This is a genomic window from Bacillota bacterium, from assembly GCA_023511455.1.
GTDB lineage: Bacteria > Armatimonadota > HRBIN16 > HRBIN16 > HRBIN16 > HRBIN16.
In genome coordinates, this window is record JAIMBJ010000008.1 from 23,826 (window position 1) to 48,258 (window position 24,433).

Here is a 24,433-nt window from a genome sequence, read left to right on the forward strand (position 1 = left end):
ATGGGCACACCTTCGGTACCCGTGTGGCGTAAACTGGCTACCTCCTACCGTCAGGTTCTGGCTCCGCTATCGTTCCTGTTGCTGCTGGGGCTGTTCCTCAGTACACAGACGCCCGCCTTTCTCACCTACGACAACCTGCGCACCGTTGCCATACAGACGGTAGCGGTCGCGATACTGGCGATTGGCGAGACGGTGGTTATCATCTCCGGCGGGATTGACCTTTCGGTGGGAGCGGTGCTTGCACTGAGCGGGGTCACCTCGGTGTATGCGATGAAGCATGGCGCGTCGGCATGGCAGGGTGTGCTGATAGGATTGGCGACGGGCGCGCTGTGCGGGCTGTTTAACGGTCTGGTTACCACGCGCCTGCGCATGCCCGCCTTTGTAGTTACGCTGGGGATGCTGGGGATAGCCAGTGGTGCAGCGTTATTGATTAGCGGAGGCGTCTCGTTGACGGGCATTGCGCCCGGCTTCGAACGTCTGGGCAAGGAATGGTCCCTGTGGGTGCTGCTGCTGGTTGCGGTGGGTTTTCACCTTCTGCTCAGCTTCACCAGATTGGGGCGCTACTGCTATGCCATTGGCGGCAACCCGGAGGCCGCGCGTCTGTCGGGGGTGTCGCTCGTGCGCTATCAGACCACCTATTTCATCCTGTGCGGGCTATGTGCGGGGTTAGCCGGCGTTCTGCAAGCCAGCCGGGCGACGGTCGCGCAGCCGACAGCGGGCAAAGGCTGGGAGCTGGATGCCATTGCGGCGGCGGTGATCGGCGGCACCAGCCTGATGGGCGGACAGGGTAGCATCGTGGGCACATTGCTGGGCGCGTTCTTAATGGCGATTATCCGCAACGGCTGCAACCTGCTGAACGTGGAAGTGGAGTGGCAGCAAGTGCTGATTGGCGCGATGGTCATCGTGGCGGTGTTTTATGACCGCTGGCAGCGCGGACGCAGATAGTGTCCCCTCACTTTGTGCTAAAATGATAGCGTGAACGACACGCTCAGTGAGAAACTCCAGTCGCTTCCTGCCCTGCCGGGTGTGTATCTGTTCAAAGACGCGCAGGGAAATGTGCTTTACGTCGGGAAAGCGGTCTCCTTGCGCTCGCGGGTGCGTTCGTACTTCCATAAAAGCGCGGAGCTCTCCCTCAAGACGCGCCGGCTGGTGGAAAAAATCGCCGACCTGGAATGGATAGTTACCGACACCGAGCTGGAAGCTCTGGTGCTGGAATGCAACCTGATTAAGCGTTACCGCCCACCCTACAATATCCGACTGCGTGACGATAAGCAGTATCCGTTTCTCTGCCTGACCACTTCCGAGCCGTTCCCTCGCCTGATGCTGGCGCGCCGCGCCAGGAACGACGGCAACCGCTATTTCGGTCCCTACTCCGGCAGCCGACCGGTGTATCAGACGATTCATCTGCTGAACCGTCTCTTCCCGCTGGTAACGTGCGGCGAGGCGTTTACCGGCGAGCCGGTGCGCAAGCCCTGTCTGTACTACCACATGGGGAAGTGCCCCGCCCCCTGTGCCGGTCTTGCCGACAAAGAGAGGTATCGCGAAACGGTGCGGGAGGTAGAGATGTTCCTCAGCGGCAGGCACGAAAAACTACTCAAGAGGCTGTACAGGCAGATGGAAGAGGCGGCGGAGCGTCTGGAGTTCGAACGTGCTGCCGCCCTGCGTGACCAGATACGCGCTGTGGAGCAGGTCATGCTTCAGCAGAAAGTGGTCTCCAGCGACATGGTAGACCGTGACGTGCTGGCATACGCCGCCGACGAGCAACGCGCACTGGTACAGATGTTCTTTATCCGTGGCGGCAAGCTGATAGGACAGCAGCACTTCTTCCTGGACGGCGCAAGCGGCGAGGACCAGCGTGCAGCCCTGCAGGAGTTCCTCAAGCAGTACTACGAACAGGCGCAGGACGTACCGGGCGAAATCCTTTTGCCTGCACCCATCGAGGAAGCGCACATCATCGGGCAGTGGCTGAGGCAGAAAAAAGGTAAACGGGTGGAACTGCACACACCCCAGCGAGGAAGCAAAAAGAAGCTGCTGGAGCTCGCGCTGACCAACGCCGAGCTTGCCTTAGAGCAGGCGCGCCAGCAGTGGCTGCAAAAGAAGGCACAACAGGAGGCGGTGTTGCTGGCATTGCAAGAGGTGCTTGGATTGGACACACCGCCCCGGCGCATCGAGGCGTACGACATCTCGAACATTCAGGGCTATGCGCCTGTGGGAGTGATGGTGGTGCTGAAAGAGGGCAAGCCCTCCAAAAGCGATTACCGCCGCTTCAGCATCAAGTACCATCCCGAAACACCAAACGACTTCGCCATGATGAAAGAAGTGGTTACGCGACGCCTGCAGGAGGCTCAGAAAGGGAACCCCAAGTTCACCGAACTGCCTCATCTGATGTTGATCGACGGCGGCAAGGGACAGCTCCACGCCGCGCTCGAAGCGATGAAAGAGGTGGGATTGCAGGTTCCCGCTATCGGACTGGCGAAGCGGTACGAGGAGATATTCCAGCCCGGACGGTCGGAGCCGTTGCTATTGCCCAAAGATTCGCCGGTACTGCATCTGCTGCAGGCGGTGCGTGATGAGGCTCACCGCTTTGCGGTGGAGTACCACCGAAAGGTACGGCTGAAGCGTAGCACGTCTTCGGTGCTGGACGAGATTCCGGGCGTCGGTCCCAAACGCAAGCAGGTGCTGCTGAAACACTTCGGTTCGGTGAAACGTTTGAAAGAGGCAAGTGTCGAAGATATAGCAGCTGTGCCATCTATCCCCCGTTCTCTGGCACAGACCATCTACACCGAGCTGCACAAGGAGGAGTGAAAGTGGTCGGGTTCATATTGCGCTGGGTTGCGAACGCTGTGGCGTTGTTGTTGACCGTTTGGCTGGGGAAGATGCTGGGATTAGGGCTCCATGTCAGCGGCTTCTGGGGCGCGATGGTTGCCGCTCTGGTCATCGGACTGATTAACGCCTTCATCCGCCCCATTGTGGTGATGCTTACCCTGCCTTTGAACTGCCTGACTTTCGGGCTGTTTAGCCTGGTGATTAACGCCTTCCTGTTCTGGCTGGCAGGTGCGCTTCTCGCCGATTTTGATGTGAGAGGTCCCATGGCAGCGCTGTTCGGTTCTATCGTGATGAGCATCTTCAGCAGCGTGTTCAGCCAAACCGTTGCCCCGGAGAAGCGCAGGTAGGTGTGTGGAATAATAGTGGTGGAGTGTATCCGAAGTCATACAGGAGAGACCGCATGAGAGGCAATCGCTGGGTATTGATTACCGGCATGTCGGGGTCGGGGAAGACGCTGGTATCGCATATCTTTGAGGACCTGGGCTACTTTTGCGTGGATAACCTGCCCCCGCGCCTGCTGCCGATGCTGGTGGAGCTGAGCAAGCAACATCCCCAGCAGATGCAGCACGTCGCGCTGGTTATCGATACCCGCTGTGGCGAGATGTTTGCGGAAACCCTGTCCAGTGTGCGTTGCGTCGCGGAGCAGGGAATACCCATCCAGATACTCTTTCTGGACTGCAGCGACGAGATACTGGTACAGCGTTTCAAGGAAACCCGTCGCAAACATCCTCTGTTCCGTGAACATCCCACCATCCTGCAGAGCATTCGGGCGGAGCGCGGTTTGCTGGAGGAGGTACGGGCGAGCGCAGACAGGGTGATAGATACCTCTGTGCTGGCGCCGCATGAGCTGCGCGCCATCATCGAAACCGAGTACGCACTCATGGAGCGCAAGGCTGGCATCGCGGTGAACGTGGTCTCCTTCGGCTTCAAGTACGGCATCCCGCCGGAGGCGGACCTGGTGTTTGACGTGCGCTTTCTGGCGAACCCGCATTACGTCGCACACCTGCGTCCGCTGGATGGACGCGACGCACCCATCCGCAACTATGTACTCGCTGACCCACTGGCAGAGCACTTCATCCGTCACCTGCAGGGTCTGATCGACTTTACATTACCTCAGTACATCCGGGAGGGCAAGGCGTACCTGACCATCGCTATCGGCTGTACAGGGGGACGACACCGTTCGGTGGTCATTGCCGAGCAGGTAGCGCAGTTCCTGAAGGAGAAAGGTTACCGGGTGAACGTGCAGCATCGGGACGTGCGACAACAGCCGCAGCCGATGCCCGAAACGGAGTGAGAGAACTGATGCGTCTGGGGCGGAATCTGCTTCAACTGCTGGAGATGCCCAGCGCGCGCTGGCTGCTGCCTGGAATGCTGGTCAAGCGCTGGCTACTGCTGGCGATGCTGGGCATTGCGGTGATGTTTCTCGGTCTGCTCATCCTCATCGACGTGCGCTTCCCCGAAGTGCTGGTCTGGTTGCACCGCCACGTGCAGCAGGCGGCACAGAGATTGGGCACACAGGGCACCCTGCCATGGACGATTCTGGGGGGCGCGGTCTTTCTGATGGGGTTCGGCATGAGCCTGATAGGCGTGCGGGGACTGGTGCGCACCATCGCCTGTGCCATTGACCCCGTAGCGGGACGGCGACTGGCGCACGTCATTTATAATCGGCGCAACCTGCAGCTGGGACCGGAGCTGGTGGCAATCGGCGGGGGGACGGGGTTATCCACGCTGTTGCGCGGTCTCAAGCAGTATTCCAGTAACGTCACGGCTATCGTTACCGTTACGGACGACGGAGGCAGCTCCGGACGGCTGATCGAACAGTTCGGCGTGCTTCCCCCAGGCGATATCCGCAACTGTCTGGTCGCCCTGGCGGATGCAGAGCCTATCATGACCGAACTGTTCCAGTATCGCTTTCGCGGAAGCGAAGGGCTCGGCGGGCACAGCTTCGGCAACCTGCTTATCGTCGCCATGACCAACATCACGGGCGATTTCGAGCGCGCCATCCGCGAGACCAGCAAAGTTCTGGCGATACGCGGGCGCGTGTTGCCGTCCACACTAGACCATGTGCGCCTGAGGGCGAAGATGGAAGATGGTTCCTTCATCGAGGGCGAAACAGCCATCGTCAGCTCGCTCCTGAAAATCCGTCAGATGACGCTGAATCCCCCCAACGCCCGTCCGCTGGATGAAGCACTGCAAGCCATCCGCGAGGCAGATGTGATTGTGCTGGGACCGGGCAGTGTGTTTACCAGCGTGATACCGAACCTGCTGGTCGAGGGGATTGCCGATGCCATCCGTCACAGCCGCGCCCTGCGCGTGTACGTGTGCAACGTCATGACCCAGCCCGGAGAGACCGATGGTTTCACCGCCAGCGACCACGTGCGCGCCATCGAGGCGCACTGTCCACCTCGTTTGTTTGACTATGTGCTGGTCAACACGACGCGCCCATCGCCGGAACTGCTGGAACGCTACCGTCAATCGGGAGCGGAGTTCGTGGAACCCGATATCGATCGTATCCGTTCAATGGGCTACCGCACCATCGCCGGCGACTTCATTAGCCAGACCGACGTGGTGCGCCACGACCCCTACAAACTATCTGACGCCATCATGCACCTGCTCAGCCGCAAGAAGTGAACGGTGCGGCTTGGGGATGCGCTGTACCGCCAGCAGCGACAGAAACACCACGCCAAACCCTATCCAGAACGGGATGCGGTAATCGTCCAGCACCTTCCATAAAGTACCACCCAGCACGGGCATCACCACCGCCGCCACGTGGTTCATCGTGGTGCCCATCGCCAGACTGGGTGTCAGGTCTCCTTTCTGCACAATGCGGTTCAGGAAGACGGTGATGCCCATGCTGAAAGCGAACAGCACGCTATCAGTTACAAACAACAGATACAGCAGGCGCACGTCCTTGAAGGTGGCATAGCCCGCGAACACACCCGCAATCAGGATGTAATAGAGCGTCAGCATCCGCCGCTCGCCGAAGCGGTCTATCCACCTGCCCACCGTGGGCGCAGCGACCACACCCAGCGCGGCGTTGACAAACGCCAGCGAGAGCATGGTCTGCACCGGTGTGTTGTACACCAGTATCAGCACGTAAGAGGCAAAGGTGCTGAATATCTGTCGGCGGCAGCCTTCCAGAAAGGTCAGGACGTAGTAGAGACTGTACTCTCGCCGCAGGATGATGGGTTGACGCCTGCCGCTGGCAGCTTGGGCAGAGAGCAGAAACGCCAGCACACCTGCCGCCGCAATCATCGCCCCTGCGATAAAGAACAGCGACTGGTAGGAGAGATAGCTCTTGAACAGCCGCGCCGAGCCGAGAGCCAGCAGCACCGCGATCGAGCCGATGGCGCTCATTCGCCCCAGATGCCTGCCGCCTTCGCGCCCACCTGCCAGCGCGAGCGTGATGGATGGAGACACCGACGACCAGAGATGAAACCCGACCGACCAGAAGACGCTGACGGCGACCAGCGTCCAGTAGGCGTTAGCCATACCCGTTGCGCCGATGCCAAGAGCGCAAACCAGCAGCGCGAGCCCCGCCAGCCGCGGCTCCGCGAAGGCTACCAGCGTGCCCGCGATAGGTGCGGTGAGCAAGCCGGGCACCTCGCGCAGCGATTCCAGCACGCCCAGCTGGGACGGGGAGACATGCAACACCTCGCGGATGAAGTTCTGGAAGATGCCGCCGTATACGGCAAACCCAAAAGCGAAGCAAAAGGTCAGGGCGCCAAACAAGCCCCAATCCCGCCGCAACGATGGTTGGTTTACCGGTTCCGACATCATCAATGGGTATTTTTCATCTTCTGGGATGAGGTTTCCTCTGGTCACCCCACCCTTCCATCACCCGGAGGGCAAGGCTCCCGGCGAGCCGACCAGACTCCTCACAATTCCAGTGCGCGACGCACTGCGTCCAACTCGGGTGGAACATGAACCGGCGCGACGCGAGAGGCTTCGATGGCGGTATCCGGGTCCTTTAAGCCGTGCCCGGTGAGCGTGACGGTGACGATAGCAGGTTCGCGGAAATAGCCCTGCTGTGCCAGCTTGCGCAGTCCGGCGATGGGAGCTACCGATGCCGGTTCGGCAAAGACCCCTTCCAGTGCCGCCACCATCCGGTACGCTTCCAGAATCTCCTCATCAGTCACCTTCCCGATGTGTCCGCCCGATTCGTCGCGGGCGGCGATGGCTTCTTGCCAGCTGGCGGGGTTGCCGATGCGGATGGCGGTGGCGATGGTTTCAGGGTGTTCTACCACGCGCCCTTCCACCAGCGGTGCCGCTCCCGCCGCCTGAAAGCCCAGCATCTTCGGAAGACGGGAGGTTTTGCCATGCCGATAGTACTCCTGATAGCCCTGCCAGTAGGCGACGATGTTACGGGCGTTGCCAACGGGGATGGCGTGGTAATGGGGGGCATCGCCCAGATCGTCGCAAATCTCGAAGGCGGCGGTCTTTTGTCCTTCACCGCGGTAAGGGTTGACCGAGTTCACAATGGTGATGGGATACTGCGCAGCGATTTGCTGTACCATCTGCAGCGCGGCGTCGAAGTTGCCGTCGATGGCGATGACCTTCGCCCCGTGCATCAGTGCCTGAGTGAGTTTGCCCAGCGCGACCTTGCCCGAAGGCAGCAGCACGTAACAGCGCATCCCTGCGCGGGCGGCATAGGCAGCGGCGGAAGCAGAAGTGTTGCCTGTGGAGGCGCAAATCACCGCCTGCACGCCTTCTTCCGCGGCTTTGGAAATCGCCATCGTCATGCCCCGGTCCTTGAAGGAACCGGTGGGATTCGCGCCCTCGTACTTCAGGTAAATCTGCAGCTGCGGGGCGATGGCTTGCGCCAGACGCGGGGCAGGTATCAGCGGCGTATCCCCTTCCAGCAGGGTAACTACCGGCGTGCGGTCGGTGACGGGCAAAAAATGGCGGTACCTGGCGATAACTCCCTGTCTCATGCTCATCCGTTTGCTCGGCAACCTGGAAAAACGCTGCGGAGGGCACTGGTGAGCCGGGTGGGATTCGAACCCACGACCCTCGCCTTAAAAGGGCGATGCTCTGCCTGCTGAGCTACCGGCTCAGACGGTCTTATTCTACCCCAATTTGTGTGCGAAGTCAAATGGTGCAGGGGTTATGGTAGAATCACCGTAAGATGTCGCAGCAGCCGCCGACAAAACGTTTGGCACGGGCGGTGACGGTGCTGGCGGCGGGGGATGTCATGCTGGTGCTGGGCATGGTTCCTTTGCTTCGGCGGCACGGAGCCGAGCATCCCTTTCGCGAGGTTCGCTCTCTGCTACACCGCGCGGATGTGGTTATCGCCAATCTGGAGGCTCCTTTCACCACCCGCAATATTCCAACGCCCCACAAGAGTGCAGACAGCGTGAAGGCGCGGCGAGACTATATCCTGCGTGCCCATCCCAATACCGCGAGGGGGCTGAAGTTCGCAGGAATTACCGCTGTCAGCCTGGCGAACAACCATACGATGGACTATCAACGCGGTGGGCTGGAGGATACCCTTGCGGTGCTGGACAGGCTCGGCATTGCCTGGGCGGGGGCGGGAAGAAACATCATGGAAGCCAGACGCCCTGCCGTGCTGGAGCGAAAGGGGTTGCGCCTTGCGCTACTGAGCTATTCCTGCATTCTGCCAGTGGGTTCCGTAGCCACTCCCACTCGCGCGGGAATCGCCCCCGCACGCGGCGTCGGTGCAGAAGAAGCCATGCGAGTCGACATTGCCCGCGCTCGCCGCGAATCGGATTTCGTAATCGTTTCCGTCCACTGGGGCGAGCAGCTGGCGCGCTATCCCAACAAAACGCAACAACGGCTGGGGCGGTTGTTTCTGCAGTGGGGGGCAGACGCGGTCATCGGGCATCACCCTCATGTTTTGCAGGGTATCGAAGTACGGCAGGGCAAGGTGATTGCCTACAGTCTGGGCGATTTCGTGAATCTCTCCTCTCGAGGCGAGACGGCAATACTGCAAATCGCGATAGACCGACCTCACCGCATCGATTCCGCCAACCTCATCCCGCTGGAATTGCGACTCGGACAACCGCGTCCGGCGGACGGCAAGACGTGGCGGCAAATCATCCGACAGATGCGCGTGCTATCGGGTGCGTGGGGCACACGCATCGACGAGTTCGGCGGTATCTGGCTCACCTCCACCAGTGCTGGCTGAGATACTCAAAGTAGAACAGCGCGTTGTCCACAGGCACGTTGCTGGGAATGTGATTGCCAACGGCGAACATGAAGCCGGGACAGCCCTTTGCCAGGCGGAGGGTCTCATCGATCTCGTGCCGTATCTGCGCGCGCGTGCCGAAAGTCAGTGTGCGGACGTCCACCTTACTGCCGACAATCACGTGCGTTTTCCCGTAACGCTCCACGATGTATTCCAGTGAAGTGGTCGGTTCGAAGATGAAGCCGTCCGCACCTGCCTGCGCAATGTCGTCCACAAACTCCGTCCATGTGCCGTCCGAGCAGTACAGCACCACCTTTCCCGCCTCGTGCAACACCTGCCAGAGTTTTGCATAGCGCGGAAAGATGGCGGAACGGTAGAAATCGGGATGCATGAACGGTCCCTGCGACCACACCATGTCATCGTGGCAGATGAACACCGGTGCGGAGGTCTTTGCCCACGCCTGATAATGATGTAGAGACAGACGATAGAAGCTCTCCAGAACCTTATCGAACCGTTCTCGATAGGCAGCCGCTTCCAGCAGCATATCCCAGCCGAACGCCTCGATTGCGCCCGACACGATGGTCCTGTAATATCCTGCGGTGAAGACCTGATTGGGGTTTTCCGCCTGCCCGCGCCGGTAGAAATCCTCGTAGTACTGCACCAGCTCCTGCATGTCAGGCAGGCCATACTCTTCCACCGCGTCAAACTGCAGTACCTCCTCCACATCGCGGAAGGGGCAGTAGACATGGTCGCGCCGGTCGATGCCGCCCTCCAGAAACTCCGCGTGCCCCATGTCGGTCACCCTGCCCCGTTGCGACCATGGTACCGGCCCGTCGTTGGTAACCCACAGCAGGTCGATCTGCCATGCGTCGTGAAACTCGCGCCAGGCAGCGGGCTCTTTGGCAGGGTCTTTACCGGTCACTGCGCGCACCAGCGCGTAGTTGCTGCAATACTCTGTATGAGCCAGTCTTGGAGGCGATTGCAGGCGTATCGCCCCCATACCGATGGTGTAACTCACGTCTACCTCCCGGCACTGTTTTTCCTACTGTAGCACGATATGCCCGCGATGCGCAAGGTGCTATAATAGGGGGGAGGCGAAGACAGGCTTTAACCCGCGCAACGCCTCCTGTAGGGCGCGGCTACATTGGGATGACGTGAGCCCTGAATAACATACCAGACATCAAGCGAGGTGCAACAAGATGCGAGTCATCGTTGCAGGCGGTACCGGTTTCATCGGCAAGGCGCTATGCAGGGAACTGCTGCTGGCTGGGCACGAGGTCGCCGTGCTGACGCGCGATGCCACCCGCGCACGGCAAAGGGTACCCCAGGGAACAGGCATCATGCAGTGGTCGCCGGAACAACCCGAAGGGCTCTTGCAGGTGCTGTCGGACGCTGATGCGGTGGTGAACCTTGCTGGCGAAAGCGTCGCGGCAAGCCGGTGGACGCCGGAGTTCAAGCAGAAGCTGGTGGATAGCAGGGTCCACAGCACGCGCGCCCTTGTGCAGGCAATCCGGCAGGCTGAGCCTCGTCCAAAGGTGCTGGTGAACGCCAGCGCGGTGGGCATTTACGGCGACAGGGGCGAAGAGGAGCTGACCGAAGCCAGCCCGCCCGGTGCCGGTTTCCTCTCCGACCTGGCGGTACGGTGGGAGCAGGCGGCGGAAGAGGCTCGCGAGGCAGGCGTGCGCGTTGTCAGGCTGCGAATCGGCATTGTGCTGGGCGAAGGCGGTGGCGCACTGGAGAAAATGCTTTTGCCCTTCCGCTTTTTCGTGGGGGGTCCTTTCGGCAGCGGACAACAGTGGTTCCCGTGGATACATCTCGATGATGTGGTGGGGCTGACGGCGCACGCCCTGCAGGATGAGAGGGTAGACGGAGCGGTCAACGCGGTAGCGCCCGGCATCGTACGCTTGGCAGAGTTCTGCAGGGTGCTGGGCAGGGTGATGAAACGTCCCTCCTGGCTGCCGGTGCCGGGGTTTGCCCTGCGCTTGGTGGCAGGCGAACTGGGCGAAACGTTGCTCTGGAGCCAGCGCGTGGTGCCGCAGGTGGCTTTACAAACGGGTTATGCTTTCCGCTATCCGCAGCTGGAAGAGGCGTTGCGTGCTGTGCTAACTAAATCGTAGCCCGTTCTATCGGGCGGTTTGGGGTTGTTCCGGTGCAGGTTCCACCACCAGAAGCCTCTCGCCCGGGAAGCCGTAACCCTGCTTGCGTGCTTCTACGATGATGCCGCTGGGTGTGTTCAGCCTGCGTATCTCCTCACGCAAGACGGCGTTTTTCTGGCTCAGGCGGTCTCTCTCCTCGCGCAAAGCAGCGATTGTCTGACGATGTTCACGCGCCTCGCGTGCCAGCATCATCACGTTCTCACCGAAGGAAAAAACCATCTTACCCACCACGAAGCAGACAATCCCCCCCGCCAGCCAGCGAACCACGCGGAAAGCCATATCTCTCTGTGGTCTCTTCCCTCGCGAAACCGAGGTCCTTCCCTTCGTTGCGCCCCGAGATGCCATGCTCACCCCCTCAGCACAATCGGCTGTCCGATGGTGTGTACTTTAATCAGGTTCGTGTTGCCCGCCACACCGAAAGGCACGCCAGCCGTCACCACCACCTTATCGTCCTTTTGCGCCACTCCCATGTTGACGGCTGTATTCACCGCGGTTTGCAACATTTCCTCCATGGTATGCACCTCGGGTATCAGGCAGGGTTGAACGCCCCACGACAGCGCGAGCTGTCGGTACGTGCTTTCGGAAGGTGTGAACGCCACGATGGGCGTTTTGGGGCGATACTTGGAAACCAGACGTGCGGTGCTTCCAGTGGCGGTGGCGCAGATAATCGCTCGCGCACCGATATCATAGGCGATATGGCACACCGCCTCGGCGACGGCTTCGGTCACGCTCAGGCTGCCCGCCATCGGCTGGTTCGGGCGAACCACCACTCCCTCTTTCAACGCCGTCTCGGTGCGAACGGCGATGCGGTGCATGACCTGTACCGCCTCGACCGGATAATCTCCGACCGCCGTCTCGCCCGACAGCATCACCGCGTCGGTTCCGTCCAGAATGGAGTTCGCCACGTCGGACGCTTCGGCGCGGGTGGGGTGCGGCGCGGAGACCATAGACTCCAGCATCTGCGTGGCGGTAATCACTGGCTTGCCTTCACAGTTACAGCGGGCGATAATCTGTTTTTGTATCATGGGAACTTCGTCAATCGGCATTTCCACGCCCAAATCGCCGCGCGCCACCATGATGCCGTCTGCCGCCTGCAGAATCGCATCGAAGTTCTCCAGCGCCTCGCGCTTCTCGATTTTGGCAATGACCCCGATGCTCGCCCCGGCAGCCTCAATCGTATAGCGCACCGGCTGAAGGTCCTCCGGCTTGCGCACAAACGAAACCGCTACCCAGTCCACACCGCGCAGGATGCCAAAGCGCAGGTCTTCCAGGTCGCGTTCGCTGACGGAGGTCACCGGCAGGCGCGTATCGGGTAGGTTCACGCCCTTGCGTGTTCGGATAACGCCGCCGATTCGAACCTGCCCGTGGATAGCGTTCAGATTGCGTTCCGTGACGACAATCTCCACCCGCCCATCGTCAATCAGGATTCTCTCGCCGGGGCGCACCAGTGCGAACAGCGTGGACGAAGGTAAGGGAATGCTCTGGGCGTCGGTGCCTTCTTCTGCCATCACAAAACGCACGCTTTGCCCGCTTTCTACAGACACACCCTCCCCGGGTAACGTACCCAGCCGCAATTTCGGACCGCACAGGTCTTGCAGGATGGCTACCGGCTTGCCCAGCTCGGCACTAATACGGCGGATATGTTCGATCACCTGCCCGTGCGACTCATGGCTACCGTGCGAGAAGTTCAGTCTTGCCACATCCATTCCCGCCTCGATGAGGGCGCGGAGGCGTTCGGGGGATGCAGTCGCGGGTCCGATGGTGCATACGATTTTGGTGCAGCGCATGTTCGCCTCCCTGCGTCATCCCGTTCACTCCCCTCTCCCGCACCGCGGGAGAGAGGAGCAGGGGTAAGGGTATTACTACATCCGGCGCGAGTAGAAAGCACCCACTCCGGGGTAGTCTGCGGCGTCACCCAGTACTTCGGCAATGCGAAGCAGCTGGTTATACTTCGCCACACGGTCGGTGCGGCAGGGTGCACCGGTTTTAATCTGTCCGGCATTGGTGGCGACAGCGATGTCGGCGATGGTAGTGTCCTCCGTCTCGCCCGAGCGATGCGAGACCACCGCTGTATAACCTGCCCGCTTGGCGGTCTCTATCGCCATCAGGGTTTCGGTGAGCGTGCCAATCTGGTTGACCTTGATTAAGATGGAGTTGGCAACGCCCATCTGGATGCCCCTATTCAGGTACTCGACGTTGGTAACGAACAGGTCGTCGCCCACCAGCTGGATGCGGCTGCCGAGCCGGTCCGTGAGCACTTTCCAACCGTCCCAATCGCTCTCCGCCAAACCGTCTTCGATGCTGACGATGGGGTAGCGGTTTACGAGGTCTTCATAGTAGGCGACCATATCCTCGCTGGTGAGCACGCGACCTTCGCCCTTCAGGTGGTACATTCCGCCCTCATAGAACTCGGAGGCGGCGGGGTCCAGCGCCAGATAGCAGTCCTCGCCCGGGGTGTAACCTGCCTTCTCAATCGCCTCCATGATCAGGTCCAGCGCCTCGGCGTTCGACTTCAGACTCGGCGCAAACCCGCCCTCATCACCCACGGCGGTATTGTAACCATGTGCCTTCAGCACACTCTTCAGGCTGTGGTAGACCTCCACGCCCATGCGCAACGCCTCCGGGAAGTCCTCGGCACCAGCGGGCACGACCATGAACTCCTGCAGGTCTACATTGCTATCGGCGTGCTTGCCTCCGTTCAGGATGTTCATCATCGGCACCGGCAGGGTGTGTGCAAACGCGCCGCCCAAATACTGGAACAGGGGCAGTCCGACCCCCTCCGCCGCCGCCTTGGCTACCGCCAGCGAGACGCCCAGAATCGCGTTCGCGCCGAGCTTACTCTTGTTCGGCGTGCCGTCCAGCTCACAAAGCAATTTATCGATAGCCACCTGGTCGGTTGCGTCCATGTCTATCAATTCGGGCGCGATACGCTCATTGACGTTCTCGACCGCGTTCAATACGCCTTTGCCTCCGTAGCGTTCGGCGTCGCCGTCGCGCAGCTCCAGCGCTTCGTTCGTACCGGTAGACGCGCCTGACGGTACCGCCGCGCGGCCACGTGCGCCGCCGCTCAAATACACGTCGACCTCTACCGTCGGGTTCCCGCGCGAGTCCAGAATCTCCCGTGCGATGACCTCCTCAATGGTCGTGCTCATCTCCCAACCTCCTTTGTCCCAAAGGTGACCTCCGTCAGTATAACACAGGGCTTTGCGGTTTGGCAAACACGATGCTGGTGTGTTCGAGAAACGCTACCTTTTCCGAATCCAAAACGCCAGCGCTGTTGCAGCCCACGCCGTCGCCACTGCCAGTCCTGCCCATCCCATGGGATAGTGCATCTTTGCCAGCAGAAGCGACAGTCCTGTCAGCACCGTCCACATCCCCCATCCGCGCCACCACATCAACGATACAGGCGCCAGGTCCACTACGGCACGCAGATATCGGCTGGCTCCGAAGCGGCTGCGCCCGCGACGACGCACCACATGGGGTACGGGCACTTCCTCGACGCGGTATCCCATCCGCGCCGCCAGAATGGGCAGGTAGCGATGCATGTCGGATACCATCCAGCCTTCGAGGTTCTCTGCCACCTCGCGTTTCATCGCTTTGGTGCCGCAGTTGACATCGTGCAGAGACAGCCCCGTCAGCCAGCGCAAAAGGGCGTTGAACAGGCGTGAAGCGAGCACGCGGAAAAGGCTATCCTGTCTCTGCTGGCGCCACGCCACCACCAGATGCGCCTGACCAGATTGTACACGCGAGACAAGCAGAGGCAACACTTCGGGCGGCTCCTGCAGGTCGGCATCGGTGGTTGCGATGATACTGCCGCGAGCGATGGCAAAGCCAGCAGATAGCGCGGCGGTCTTGCCGCGTCGGTAAGGTAACCGTACCGCGCGTGTGCACACGGGCTGAGACTGCTGCAGAAGGTTCTCCAGCTCCTGTGGTGTGCCGTCGGTGCTGCCATCGTCCACGTAGATGATTTCACAGGGGGTGTCCAACCGCGCCAGCACCATTGTCAAGCGCGTATGCAGCTCCGGTAGATTCGGCTCCTCGTCATACATGGGTACCACCACGCTTACCTGCGGGGTAGTCATCTTTGCTCTGCCTCCACCAGAAACAGGTCAAACTGCTCGCGGTAACCATCGGGTAGCCATCGGAAAGGCGGCGCGCCCCGCAGTGAGGCGTAGAAACCCGCCTTCGGGGGAAGTGTTGCCAGGCGCACTGGGGCAGTAACCTCCACGCTCTCCTGGTACAGCAAATGAGGCACCAGCGAGGGAGGCACTGCTGCGTCGCCTCCAACAGTGGGTATCGCCACCAGAGTGCCTGGTGGAGGAAGGCGGTTCGCACTCACCTGCCGCATCCCCGCTTTTTGGGCGTAATACATCCATCCCCAGTGCCCTACAAACGCCTGCACGCCATGCTGACTCGCCAGCAACCGTGCCGCCTGTCGGTAAACCTCCGCGGTCTCAGTATCACACCAGCCAGCAAACATCCCAAACGCGACCTGAGCCGCCATCACTGTGGAAAGAGCCAGCCGTTGAAGCCGCCCCAACGGCTCTTGAGGAAGCCACATCAGCACCACAGGTGGCAGCGCGGGCAGGAGATGCCTTGCCGCTGCAAAGGGCGCACCGATGCCAATGGCAAACAGCACCCACGCCGTCCACAGCGCAGGGAAAGCCTGCTCATGCCACGCTGCCCACACGCGCCAGAGGGTTAACACCAGCAGAAACACCCCCGCCGCAATCCAGAAAGCCGATCCCAGGTCTCCTGCGGGTGCCACACCCTGCCACCTCCACCAGCCCGCAGCCAGAGCCACTGCCACGGCGAGGCAAACAGCCGCACGCCGCCTGCAAACGATGCCTGCCCACAGCCATAATAGCCACACCCCACCCAGACCTGCCAGTGTGCCCCACAGTCGGTCTGCAAACGGGGTGACGATGTCCTTGCGCTGCATGGTTGCCCAAAAGTGAATCTGTCCGTGAACGATGAGGTTCTGTATGCACCACAGGGCAAAGGGCAACAGCGCGAGTAACACCCACCACAGTTGGCGAACCTGTCTTTGCAGCAGCACGTATACCCCCAGCAGCACTATCGCCCCCAGCCCCGAGTACTTCATGAGTGTGGCACAGCCGGTAATCAGCGCACCCCAGCCCATCCGCCTGCCGTTTGCGGTGTCGCTTCCCAGCAGAAACAGCGCAATGCCCAGCGTCCACAGTGCCACCATCGGCACGTCGCGCATCAGATTGGGGGAAACGATGGTTGCAGGATTTAGCATCACCAGCGCGGTGGCGAGTGTCTCATTCGCGTGGAATCGTCGCGCCAGCAGCACCACACCCCACCACAACAGCACCTGCCACACCAGCATCGCCGTGTGCATCACCCACTCTCGCTCCCCGCCTGCGAGCATCCATAACGCAAGGTAGTAACTGAGCAGTGGGGGGTTGGTAGTGACGTGAAAGGTGGGTTTTACCGTGCCGTCCCAGTCCAGCTCGCCCGAGAGAGGGTGGAGCGGGTTCACCAGTATCTGCCGTGCGATGTGCAGCACGACGGTATCATCGACATGGAAGGGTTTACCGATGAAAGCAACCTGAATACCCAGTGCAACCACCAGCACCCACCATGCACCGGTGGATACAGGACGGACGAGCATCCGTTGCGAGGTATTCTCTATGGGTTCCTGACTGTCCATCGGTTTCCCTAAGGCGATTCTTTCCCCGCTTCCTGATGCAGAATCCTGCCCCCAACCATTGTCAGCCTTCGCCAGGGTTCGCACGCAGGAACACGCCTGCCCGAAACGAAGTTATACTTATCTCAAAGGCTTCGTGCCGGGAGGTGGCTGAGTATGCAAAGAGGCTTGCTTCTCGCGATGTCCATCCTGCTGGCTGTAGTTACGGTGCGCGTTGCCCTGGCTGATAAGCGTGCCGCGCGAGCAATCCGTGCCGAATACGCCAGAACTGCCCAGTATGCCAAACAGAAAAACGTGGAAGGTCTGCTCCGCCAGATGACACCGGATTTCCTCTATAAAACCAAAAAGGGCGATGTGATGAACAAGCAGATGGTCGAGCAGGTCATGCGCGCGCAATATGCGCTCATCCAATCGGTGGACAAGCGCAGCACCACCATCAAGAGAATGGAGATTAAGGGCAACACTGCACGAGTGACCACGGTGGAAGAGCTGGCGGTTACGATGCTGGATGCTCAGGGCAAGCCACGCAAGGTGGTCAGCAAGGCAACCACGCGCGACACGTGGGTCAAGACGCCGCAGGGCTGGAAAGTCAAAATGACGGAGATACTGGATGAGAAGACCACCATCGACGGCAAACCCCAGCCGGCGAGTTGACTCTGTATCGCAAAGCGGTTATATTAGAGCGTGGTGAACCAAGCGACGAGGGGAGATATGGAACACGACAAGCAGAAGGCAATACTGGAGATACTCGAGCAAGACGCCCGCACCACACCAGAACAGATAGCTGCCATGCTGGGAGCGGACGTGGACCTGGTGAAGCAAACCATACACCAGATGGAGTCGTCGGGTATTATCCGCCGTTACAAAACGGTGATCGACTGGGACCGCTTCGGTGAGGAACGGGTGTTTGCGTTCATCGACGTCAAAGTCAGCCCAGCGCGCGAGGTAGGCTTCGACGACGTCGCAGAGCGCATCTATCGCTTCCCGCAGGTTCATGCGGTGTATCTCGTTTCGGGTGACCACGATTTGCGTGTTATCGTCAGCGGGCGCACGATGAAGGAGGTTGCCGCCTTCGTTGCCGAGCGTCTTGCGCCGCTGGACCGGGTACAGGCAACCTACACACAGTTCGTGCTGAAGCGGTACAAGGAGGACGGCGAGGTGTACGCCGAAACCGAACCCGACCGCCGACTGGTGATGGCGCCATGAAACCGCTGTCGCAAGCTGTTCTGGCAGTACCCCCATCTGGCATCCGGCGGTTTTTCGACATCGCCGCGCAGCTGGAGGACTGTATCTCGCTGGGCGTCGGGGAGCCGGATTTTGTCACGCCATGGCACATCCGCGAGGCGGCGATCTGGGCGATCGAGAAGGGCTTCACCACCTATACGTCCAACTACGGGCTTTTCACCCTGCGCCAGCGTATCGCCGCACACCTGAAATCGCGCTACGGGGTGGACTACTCTCCGGAAAACGAGATACTGATCACCGTCGGCGTCAGCGAGGGGCTGGACATCGCCATGCGCGCCCTGCTAAACCCCGGCGACGAGGTTATCTTCTTTGAGCCCAGCTACGTCTCCTATCCGCCCTGCGTGCTGTTTGCAGGCGGTGTGCCTGTTCCCGTTCCCACCGACTACCGCAACGGTTTCCAGCCTGACGTCGACCGCTTGCGGAAGGCGATTACCCCGCGCACCAAAGCCATCCTGCTCTGCTATCCCAACAACCCGACGGGAGCGGTGGCTTCTCGCGCCACGCTGGAAGAGATTGTGCGCGTAGCCGCAGAGCACGACCTGTACGTCATCAGCGACGAGATATACGACCGCCTGATATACGACGCCGAGCATACCTGTGTTGCCTCCCTGCCCGGCGCGGCGGAGCGCACCATCCTGCTGGGTGGGTTCTCCAAGTCCTACGCGATGACAGGCTGGCGTATCGGCTACGCCTGCGCCCCCGCGCAGGTCGTCGAGATGATGATGAAGGTGCATCAGTACACCATGCTGTGTGCCCCCATTGCTGCCCAAAAGGCAGCGGAAGAGGCGCTGGAACACGGTGAGCCAGAAGTGGAACGGATGCGCCGTGAGTACGACCGCCGCCGCCGGCTGATTGTGAAGCGTCTCAACGAAATCGGTCTGGCGTGCGTGCCGCCACAGGGGGCGTTCTATGTGTTCCCGTCCATCCGGTGCACCGGCTTGCGTTCGGAAGAGTTCACCGAGCAGTTGCTGTGGGAGGAGCGCGTGGCGGTAGTGCCCGGCAATGTCTTCGGCAATAGCGGGGAGGGACACGTACGCCTGTCCTACGCGACTTCCCTGCCGAAGATCGAAGAAGCCCTGCACCGCATCGAGCGATTCGTCGATAAACGCAGGAAGTAACGTCGTGGAGGTAGAGCCATGTCCGGTAAGTTCTCGCACATCAAGAGGGCATTTGCCGTGCTGTGTGTGCTGTGTTCCGTAACCGGGTGGACAAGGGCGGACAGGGTGGTATTGACCCCTTCCGCGTACAATCTACCGCCCGGCAGCGCAAAGCTGGAAATCGCCCGGCGCGAAAGCCGGGGAGGTCTCACCCACTACTGGCTCCACGTGGGGCTTGTGGGTGGAATAGAACTGGAGGGAGCACGTTACGAAACCCGGCAGCGCCAAATAGACAGCCTCAGCCTGCAGTATAACATCTTGCCGGATATCGGCTTTACCCCGGCGGTATCGGTCGGGGTGCGTGATGTGGCGGACCGGACGGACGATGGTATCGCTTTCTACTTAGCGGTTGCTTATCGACTGCCCTATATGCCCCCCAATCCCCTCATTGAAGAGATGCACCTGTTCGGCGGTGTCGGCGCGGGGGGAATCAAGGGAGCCTTTGTGGGTGCGGAGGTGCGTACGCCCTTTCGTATCCTGCTCAGTGCGGAGTATGACAGCCGGGCATGGAACGCGGCTGTGTCGTGGGAGCCGGTGCCCCTGCTGCGGCTGCGCCTTTACAGCATTGACGGAGAAACCTACTACGGCGCCTCGCTGGCGGTGAGCTTTTAGCCTCACTCCCACTCGGTATGGAAAGTGCCCGGCTTGTCGATGCGTTCGTAGGTGTGCGCACCAAAGAAGTCCCGCTGAGCCTGTATCAGGTTCGCCGGCAGGTTCGCCCGGCTCATGCCGAACAGATAATCCACCGCGCTTCCCAGTACCGGCACAGGCACACCACAGCAATGTGCAGCATCCATGACCTTCAGCGCGAACGGCAAGTTTTCCAGCACAAACGCCTGCGCCCTCGGGCTGAGCAGCAGATGTGGGTTGTCGCCGCCCTCCTGAACGATTTCGCGCAGGAAGTTCAGCATCCGCGCCCGGATGATGCAGCCCCCTTTCCAGATGCGCAGTACCTCGGACAGGTTCAAGCCGTAGTCATAAGCGCGTGAAGCCTCCGACAGGAGCCACAACCCCTGCGAAAAGGCGAGAAACATGCTCAGGCGTAGAGAGTGTTCCATCGCCTCTATCAGGGGCTGAGTATCCAGCGGGCACGACTGGCACAGCTGGTCGGAGATGGCTTCGGCAATCTTCACGCGATGCTCCTTGAAGTGTGACAGGGTGCGTGCGAACACCGCCGTCGCTAGCGAGGGAGTCGGCACGCCGAGGTCCAGAGCCGCCTGCGCCGTCCATTTGCCGGTGCCCTTCTGCTCCGCTTTGTCCAGAATCATCTCCACCAGCGGTTTGCCCGTTTCCTCATCCGTCTTGCGCAGCGCTTTATAGGAAATCTCCATCAGGAATGAGTTCAGCTCGCCCTGGTTCCATCGCTCAAAGAGGTCGGCAATGTGGGCGGTAGACAGTCTGGCGGCGGCGCGCAGCACGTCGTAAGCCTCTGCGATGGCTTGCATGATGGCGTATTCGATGCCGTTATGCACCATCTTGACGAAGTGCCCTGCCCCCCCACGCCCCAGGTAGGTACAGCACGCTCCGTCCTCGGTTTGAGCCGCGATACGAGTCAATACCTCCTCCACCAGCGCGTAGGCTTCGGGAGTGCCGCCCGGCATGATGGATGGACCCTCCAGTGCGCCCCGTTCGCCGCCGCTCACGCCAGTTCCCAGGAACAGCAAACCTCTGGCAGCGAGGTTCTCCATGCGCCTTTCGGTATCGGCGTAGTGGGAGTTGCCCATGTCGATAATCAGGTCGCGACTGTCCAGCAGGGGAATCAGGCTGTCTATCATGGCGTCTACCGCCGCGCCCGCCTGCACCATCAGGATGACCTTGCGTGGTCGCGCCAGGCTCTGCACGAAGGTTTGCAGGTCGTACGCGGGAGTAATTGGCTCGTTCCTGACGCGCTCCGTGAGGAACGCCTCTGTGCGCGAAGCAGTGCGGTTGTAGACGCTCACCGAATAACCCTTGCGCGCGATATTCAGCGCAAGGTTCTGCCCCATCACGCCTAAGCCAATCAGACCGATGAAGTTGCCGTCTGCCATTGCTATACACCCTTCACCAGCATTTAGTCAGCGGATACCGGTTTTCCTTTGATAAGTGTATCCGCCGGGATACTGCACTACCGCCTGCCTTCCTTGCGCACGGTTACCTTCCGAATCAACAACTCCTCTGCAGAACCCAAACGGAAGTCCGCGCCATTCGCCCTGTTTACAAAACGGGCATCTCTCAGGGACACGCGGAAGGTTTGCCACGCACCGGTTCCCCCCGGCGTGAACCTCTGCGCCAGCTTGAACGCGCCCTGATGCGGGCCGCCCGCCGGGTCGGAAGAGTCGTATTCAAGCGTGAACTCGCGGACGGTATCCCAAACTTCTACCTCGATTTGCACCAGATCATCGCCATCGAAATAGAAGCTGTCGTCCACGTCGAAGTAGGCAAAGCGCACGTTGTGGTGGCGGTTGGGCAGAGTTCTCCAGGCAGAGACGCCCCCTGCTTCGGCAGGTTCCATCAAGCCATCCCCGTTGGGGTCGATATGCAGGCGGATGCCCCGCTCGACGGGTTGTCGTTCCAGCACAATGGAGACCTCCTGCGCCTTAGAGTACGCTCCCTGTGGGCGCAGTTGCACTCCTCGTCGGAACAGGTTCGCGTAACGGGCGTTCAGCTTGACATACTGGTCGCCGTACTCACGGGTGGGGCAAATCTCGGAGCCTTCATGCAGCTCGTTCCAGGTCTCTATCATCACAATGAACGGACGACGCTTCGGGTTCATGCGCAGGATTTGCTCCCAGCTGCGTTCGAAGAACTTGCCCCCTTCGCGGTCGCGCACCAGAGGAGCCCTGCCCGGCACGGCGGAGTGGTCATAGCCAGGACCGATAGCTGCGACCTCCAGAATGGCAGGCGCTATCGCGCCGCCCCAGCCGTACACACTGTCGGTGCGCACTTTGCCCCACGACACCTCCCGCACGATGTAGGGACGACAGCCAAAGTGCTTGGCGAACTGCTGATACACGAAGTCTATCGCCTGCTGGTTATAGTCCTTTGCGAAAGCCGCCGCGTACAGGAATATCAGCGGACGGTGGTCGATCATCGCCCACAGTTTGGGAGGCAGCATCGAGAAGAAGTCACGGGTGGAGACGTAAAACCACTCCTGTCCCTCGCGCGTGGTGAGGTCGGCATGGTAGTTATCGGCGTTCCATTGCAGGGTGGAGGTGTCGTAGAACAGCCCGATTTTGGGCGGGCGGCGTTTGGCAGCCAGCATCTGTTCCTGCGCCTTCACCAGCGCAGCCAGCCCCTCAAAGCTCCAGTACAGCCCTTTGCCCGGCTGCCGGTCGGCAGGATTGCCCCAGTAGACGGGCAGGATGAAATCGATTCCGGCACGCAGGATGTCCTCCATCTCCCGCCGATGCCAGTCCACCGAGCGATAGCTATAACCTTCCGGGTTCGCCGGATGGTCGGTCAGGGCATCGGTTCCGTCGGGGTCGATGAAATGCTCCCCCGTGTTCACGTCGTACCAGTAGAAATAGTAGGTACCCACGATGGGCTGCCCCGTGCGAAAGGTGGACAGCGCGCGAATCGTGGCAGGCTTGTGCCCGATATAGTTGCCCATCGGGGGCAGTTGCAGGAAGCGTGCAGGCATAGCGTCCTCCCGAATCGAACTGTATGTGTGCTTCGCCGCACCGGTATAGATTCCTTTCTGTTCTGGTCGGCTCTATGATTGAGAGTTTTTCATTAGCACATGAGAGTTTCCTTTAGTGTCTCAATTGAAGGGGAGACTTTCTCACAAAGCGTGGAGGTAGACCTGCTCGCAAAAGCGGTGGTCGGAGACCTCATCTCGCAGGTCTCCAGTAGGAGCGGCAAGCGTCTGGCTGTCTTTGTGTTTCGTCGACAGCTTGGTAGGTTGGATTCGGCTATCAGTATGCATGTCAAGTTACTGAACACGGAAGGACAGACAGAGACCGTATGGCATGTGGTTGTAGACCTGCAGGGCAACGTGTTACATCTGCATTCGCAATGAAGGTATAATCCAGATGGAGGACACGAAAGTGAAGACGAAGGTGGACCTGCACGCTGTGAACGCGGAGACACAGCAACGGATACGTTCTTACCTGTCTGGAGATTGCACCAGACAGCAAATAGCAGAGTGGGCAATGCAGCAGGTCAAAATGCTACCCGCTCAAGACCTTATCGACAGCGAGTACGGTCAGCTGCTGGACTATGTGCTGTGTCGCCTGCTAGACGATGACTGGGTTAGTGATGTAGAGTATCACCAGGAGCTGCACGAGTTGTTATCTCGTCTTGAACGCGCTGAGCGCGACGAGGTCTTTTTGCCTTAGACGCTCTATTCACGCCGTCACTGTTGTACCCTCTTGCCTGAGCGCATGACTGCTACTCAGTGACAGCTAGCTCCGCGTATTTCTCATCAAACCGCCGGATGACCTCACGGAACTCTTCGGGAAGCAGGCTCAGGGTGTTCTGCACAATCGCTTCAGGCATCTCCTTGTAGTACGCGGCGGCGATTCCTCCCGTGATACACGCTAAGGTGTCGCTGTCGCCGCCCAGCGAGATTGCCAGCCGTATCGCGCTCTCATAGTCCGTGCTCTCCAGAAAGGCCACGATTGCCTGAGGCACGGTCTGCTGGCAGGTTTCGTTGAACCGGTATGTGGGTCGGATTTCGTTCAGCGTGAAGTCGAGGTCATAACCGAAGGTGCGCGTGACGTAATCACGGATTTGTTGCCTGGTGCATCCGGTGCGGGCAAGGTAGATGGCGGCGGCGGTCGCCTGTGCCCCTTTGATACCTTCGGGATGATTGTGGGTCACCTCTGCGGAACGCTGTGCCAGTTGCAGTGCCTCTTCCAGCGTGGAGGCGGCAAAACCGATGGGGCTGGCTCGCATCGCGGAGCCGTTGCCGAAACTGCCATAGGGTCGTGGATTGTCGGAATGAAGCCAGTGGCGGAAAAAGCCGCCATAGCCCCGGTTCGGGTAGCGTCTACCGTAATCGCGCAATGTCGCGGCGAAATCTTTGCCGGACAGGATGCTGTCGGCAACGGCGATGGTCAGCACCGTATCATCTGTGAAGTCCGATTGTGCACTGAACAGGGGGAAATCTGTGGTTTTGATTCGGTTCCACTCATAGGGCGCACCAATCACATCGCCTGCAATCGCACCGATAATGGTTGGGATATACTGCGCCATTCTCTTCCTCCGTCCAGAAGTTTGCCAACAATATTCTCTACCGCACGATATT

At 60.2% G+C, this 24,433-nt stretch carries 24 protein-coding genes and 1 tRNA gene; 13 read left to right on the forward strand and 12 right to left on the reverse strand.

Annotated elements, in window-relative coordinates:
* The 5 genes from K6U75_06830 to K6U75_06850 are packed head-to-tail and all read left to right on the forward strand — an operon-like array spanning position 1 to position 5,457.
* Positions 1–945 carry an ABC transporter permease gene (locus tag K6U75_06830; GenBank protein ID MCL6474750.1) on the forward strand — a complete coding sequence of 315 codons (945 nt, stop codon included), beginning with the start codon at positions 1–3 and terminating at the stop codon, positions 943–945.
* A 30-nt stretch (positions 946–975) separates the two neighbouring features.
* On the forward strand, positions 976–2,805 hold the full coding sequence (gene uvrC, locus K6U75_06835; protein ID MCL6474751.1) for an excinuclease ABC subunit UvrC: 1,830 nt from the start codon (positions 976–978) through the stop codon (positions 2,803–2,805).
* 2 nt (positions 2,806–2,807) lie between these two features.
* Positions 2,808–3,173, forward strand: a complete 366-nt coding sequence (locus tag K6U75_06840) for a phage holin family protein (GenBank protein ID MCL6474752.1) — start codon at positions 2,808–2,810, stop codon at positions 3,171–3,173.
* 53 nt (positions 3,174–3,226) lie between these two features.
* On the forward strand, positions 3,227–4,120 hold the full coding sequence (rapZ, locus tag K6U75_06845) for an RNase adapter RapZ (GenBank protein MCL6474753.1): 894 nt from the start codon (positions 3,227–3,229) through the stop codon (positions 4,118–4,120).
* 44 nt (positions 4,121–4,164) lie between these two features.
* Positions 4,165–5,457, forward strand: a complete 1,293-nt coding sequence (locus K6U75_06850; protein ID MCL6474754.1) for a YvcK family protein — start codon at positions 4,165–4,167, stop codon at positions 5,455–5,457.
* Here K6U75_06850 and K6U75_06855 read toward each other — a convergent pair.
* From K6U75_06855 to K6U75_06865, 3 genes are all read right to left on the reverse strand, one after another.
* Positions 5,416–6,651, reverse strand: coding sequence for an MFS transporter (locus K6U75_06855; protein MCL6474755.1), 1,236 nt, complete (start codon positions 6,649–6,651; stop codon positions 5,416–5,418). The two genes, K6U75_06850 and K6U75_06855, sit on opposite strands and share 42 nt — an antisense overlap.
* A gap of 53 nt (positions 6,652–6,704) precedes the next feature.
* Positions 6,705–7,766 carry a threonine synthase gene (gene thrC / locus K6U75_06860; protein ID MCL6474756.1) on the reverse strand — a complete coding sequence of 354 codons (1,062 nt, stop codon included), beginning with the start codon at positions 7,764–7,766 and terminating at the stop codon, positions 6,705–6,707.
* A 40-nt stretch (positions 7,767–7,806) separates the two neighbouring features.
* Positions 7,807–7,882: transfer RNA gene (locus K6U75_06865), tRNA-Lys, on the reverse strand.
* Positions 7,883–7,954: 72 nt separating this feature from the next.
* Here K6U75_06865 and K6U75_06870 point away from each other — a divergent pair.
* The gene (locus K6U75_06870) at positions 7,955–8,974 is read left to right on the forward strand and encodes a CapA family protein (protein MCL6474757.1); all 1,020 of its coding nucleotides are present in this window, start codon (positions 7,955–7,957) and stop codon (positions 8,972–8,974) included.
* Here the strand turns inward: K6U75_06870 and K6U75_06875 are convergent.
* Positions 8,952–9,992 carry a hypothetical protein gene (locus K6U75_06875; protein MCL6474758.1) on the reverse strand — a complete coding sequence of 347 codons (1,041 nt, stop codon included), beginning with the start codon at positions 9,990–9,992 and terminating at the stop codon, positions 8,952–8,954. The genes K6U75_06870 and K6U75_06875 overlap by 23 nt on opposite strands.
* Positions 9,993–10,173: 181 nt before the next feature.
* Here K6U75_06875 and K6U75_06880 point away from each other — a divergent pair, with 181 nt between their 5' ends.
* On the forward strand, positions 10,174–11,091 hold the full coding sequence (locus K6U75_06880; protein MCL6474759.1) for a TIGR01777 family oxidoreductase: 918 nt from the start codon (positions 10,174–10,176) through the stop codon (positions 11,089–11,091).
* Between the two features lie 6 nt (positions 11,092–11,097).
* Here K6U75_06880 and K6U75_06885 read toward each other — a convergent pair whose 3' ends face one another.
* The 5 genes from K6U75_06885 to K6U75_06905 form a co-directional block, all read right to left on the reverse strand.
* Entirely contained in the window at positions 11,098–11,409 is a 312-nt protein-coding gene (locus K6U75_06885; GenBank protein ID MCL6474760.1) for a hypothetical protein, read from the reverse strand.
* Between the two features lie 68 nt (positions 11,410–11,477).
* Positions 11,478–12,917 (reverse strand): pyruvate kinase, encoded by a 1,440-nt coding sequence (gene pyk / locus K6U75_06890; protein MCL6474761.1) that lies wholly within the window; start codon positions 12,915–12,917, stop codon positions 11,478–11,480.
* A 75-nt stretch (positions 12,918–12,992) separates the two neighbouring features.
* Positions 12,993–14,282, reverse strand: coding sequence for a phosphopyruvate hydratase (gene eno, locus K6U75_06895; protein ID MCL6474762.1), 1,290 nt, complete (start codon positions 14,280–14,282; stop codon positions 12,993–12,995).
* Between the two features lie 93 nt (positions 14,283–14,375).
* Entirely contained in the window at positions 14,376–15,212 is an 837-nt protein-coding gene (locus tag K6U75_06900) for a glycosyltransferase family 2 protein (GenBank protein MCL6474763.1), read from the reverse strand.
* Positions 15,209–16,807: a glycosyltransferase family 39 protein gene (locus tag K6U75_06905; protein ID MCL6474764.1), complete on the reverse strand. Its 1,599-nt coding sequence runs from the start codon at positions 16,805–16,807 to the stop codon at positions 15,209–15,211. The genes K6U75_06900 and K6U75_06905 overlap by 4 nt, the downstream gene beginning before the upstream one ends.
* 153 nt (positions 16,808–16,960) lie before the next feature.
* Here K6U75_06905 and K6U75_06910 point away from each other — a divergent pair, with 153 nt between their 5' ends.
* Genes K6U75_06910 through K6U75_06925 form a run of 4 tightly spaced genes read left to right on the forward strand, consistent with a single transcriptional unit; the run spans position 16,961 to position 19,818 of the window.
* Complete coding sequence (locus K6U75_06910) at positions 16,961–17,458, forward strand: nuclear transport factor 2 family protein (protein MCL6474765.1); 498 nt, start codon at positions 16,961–16,963, stop codon at positions 17,456–17,458.
* Between the two features lie 57 nt (positions 17,459–17,515).
* Positions 17,516–18,010 (forward strand): Lrp/AsnC family transcriptional regulator, encoded by a 495-nt coding sequence (locus K6U75_06915; protein ID MCL6474766.1) that lies wholly within the window; start codon positions 17,516–17,518, stop codon positions 18,008–18,010.
* Entirely contained in the window at positions 18,007–19,167 is a 1,161-nt protein-coding gene (locus tag K6U75_06920; protein MCL6474767.1) for an aminotransferase class I/II-fold pyridoxal phosphate-dependent enzyme, read from the forward strand. Before K6U75_06915 ends, K6U75_06920 begins: the two co-directional genes overlap by 4 nt.
* A gap of 18 nt (positions 19,168–19,185) precedes the next feature.
* On the forward strand, positions 19,186–19,818 hold the full coding sequence (locus tag K6U75_06925) for a hypothetical protein (GenBank protein ID MCL6474768.1): 633 nt from the start codon (positions 19,186–19,188) through the stop codon (positions 19,816–19,818).
* Positions 19,819–19,820: 2 nt separating this feature from the next.
* Here the strand turns inward: K6U75_06925 and gndA are convergent, their stop codons facing one another.
* Together gndA and K6U75_06935 are read right to left on the reverse strand one after the other, a co-directional pair.
* Positions 19,821–21,233, reverse strand: coding sequence for an NADP-dependent phosphogluconate dehydrogenase (gndA, locus tag K6U75_06930; protein MCL6474769.1), 1,413 nt, complete (start codon positions 21,231–21,233; stop codon positions 19,821–19,823).
* 77 nt (positions 21,234–21,310) lie between these two features.
* The gene (locus K6U75_06935; protein ID MCL6474770.1) at positions 21,311–22,825 is read right to left on the reverse strand and encodes a DUF5010 domain-containing protein; all 1,515 of its coding nucleotides are present in this window, start codon (positions 22,823–22,825) and stop codon (positions 21,311–21,313) included.
* A gap of 150 nt (positions 22,826–22,975) precedes the next feature.
* Here K6U75_06935 and K6U75_06940 point away from each other — a divergent pair, with 150 nt between their 5' ends.
* Positions 22,976–23,203, forward strand: coding sequence for a hypothetical protein (locus K6U75_06940; GenBank protein ID MCL6474771.1), 228 nt, complete (start codon positions 22,976–22,978; stop codon positions 23,201–23,203).
* A gap of 28 nt (positions 23,204–23,231) precedes the next feature.
* Complete coding sequence (locus tag K6U75_06945) at positions 23,232–23,522, forward strand: hypothetical protein (GenBank protein MCL6474772.1); 291 nt, start codon at positions 23,232–23,234, stop codon at positions 23,520–23,522.
* A 52-nt stretch (positions 23,523–23,574) separates the two neighbouring features.
* Here the strand turns inward: K6U75_06945 and K6U75_06950 are convergent, their stop codons facing one another.
* The gene (locus tag K6U75_06950; protein ID MCL6474773.1) at positions 23,575–24,381 is read right to left on the reverse strand and encodes an ADP-ribosylglycohydrolase family protein; all 807 of its coding nucleotides are present in this window, start codon (positions 24,379–24,381) and stop codon (positions 23,575–23,577) included.
* Positions 24,382–24,433: the final 52 nt, after the last annotated feature.

Bases quoted from the DNA above. Each gene is read 5' to 3' on its own strand.
- K6U75_06830 (MCL6474750.1), top strand. From the start codon at position 1: ATGGGCACACCTTCGGTACCCGTGTGGCGTAAACTGGCTACCTCCTAC.
- rapZ (MCL6474753.1), top strand. From the start codon at position 3,227: ATGAGAGGCAATCGCTGGGTATTGATTACCGGCATGTCGGGGTCGGGG.
- K6U75_06850 (MCL6474754.1), top strand. From the start codon at position 4,165: ATGCCCAGCGCGCGCTGGCTGCTGCCTGGAATGCTGGTCAAGCGCTGG.
- thrC (MCL6474756.1), bottom strand. From the start codon at position 7,766: ATGAGCATGAGACAGGGAGTTATCGCCAGGTACCGCCATTTTTTGCCC.
- K6U75_06870 (MCL6474757.1), top strand. From the start codon at position 7,955: ATGTCGCAGCAGCCGCCGACAAAACGTTTGGCACGGGCGGTGACGGTG.
- K6U75_06880 (MCL6474759.1), top strand. From the start codon at position 10,174: ATGCGAGTCATCGTTGCAGGCGGTACCGGTTTCATCGGCAAGGCGCTA.
- K6U75_06885 (MCL6474760.1), bottom strand. From the start codon at position 11,409: ATGGCTTTCCGCGTGGTTCGCTGGCTGGCGGGGGGGATTGTCTGCTTC.
- pyk (MCL6474761.1), bottom strand. From the start codon at position 12,917: ATGCGCTGCACCAAAATCGTATGCACCATCGGACCCGCGACTGCATCC.
- eno (MCL6474762.1), bottom strand. From the start codon at position 14,282: ATGAGCACGACCATTGAGGAGGTCATCGCACGGGAGATTCTGGACTCG.
- K6U75_06900 (MCL6474763.1), bottom strand. From the start codon at position 15,212: ATGACTACCCCGCAGGTAAGCGTGGTGGTACCCATGTATGACGAGGAG.
- K6U75_06905 (MCL6474764.1), bottom strand. From the start codon at position 16,807: ATGGACAGTCAGGAACCCATAGAGAATACCTCGCAACGGATGCTCGTC.
- K6U75_06910 (MCL6474765.1), top strand. From the start codon at position 16,961: ATGCAAAGAGGCTTGCTTCTCGCGATGTCCATCCTGCTGGCTGTAGTT.
- K6U75_06915 (MCL6474766.1), top strand. From the start codon at position 17,516: ATGGAACACGACAAGCAGAAGGCAATACTGGAGATACTCGAGCAAGAC.
- K6U75_06920 (MCL6474767.1), top strand. From the start codon at position 18,007: ATGAAACCGCTGTCGCAAGCTGTTCTGGCAGTACCCCCATCTGGCATC.
- K6U75_06925 (MCL6474768.1), top strand. From the start codon at position 19,186: ATGTCCGGTAAGTTCTCGCACATCAAGAGGGCATTTGCCGTGCTGTGT.
- gndA (MCL6474769.1), bottom strand. From the start codon at position 21,233: ATGGCAGACGGCAACTTCATCGGTCTGATTGGCTTAGGCGTGATGGGG.
- K6U75_06935 (MCL6474770.1), bottom strand. From the start codon at position 22,825: ATGCCTGCACGCTTCCTGCAACTGCCCCCGATGGGCAACTATATCGGG.
- K6U75_06950 (MCL6474773.1), bottom strand. From the start codon at position 24,381: ATGGCGCAGTATATCCCAACCATTATCGGTGCGATTGCAGGCGATGTG.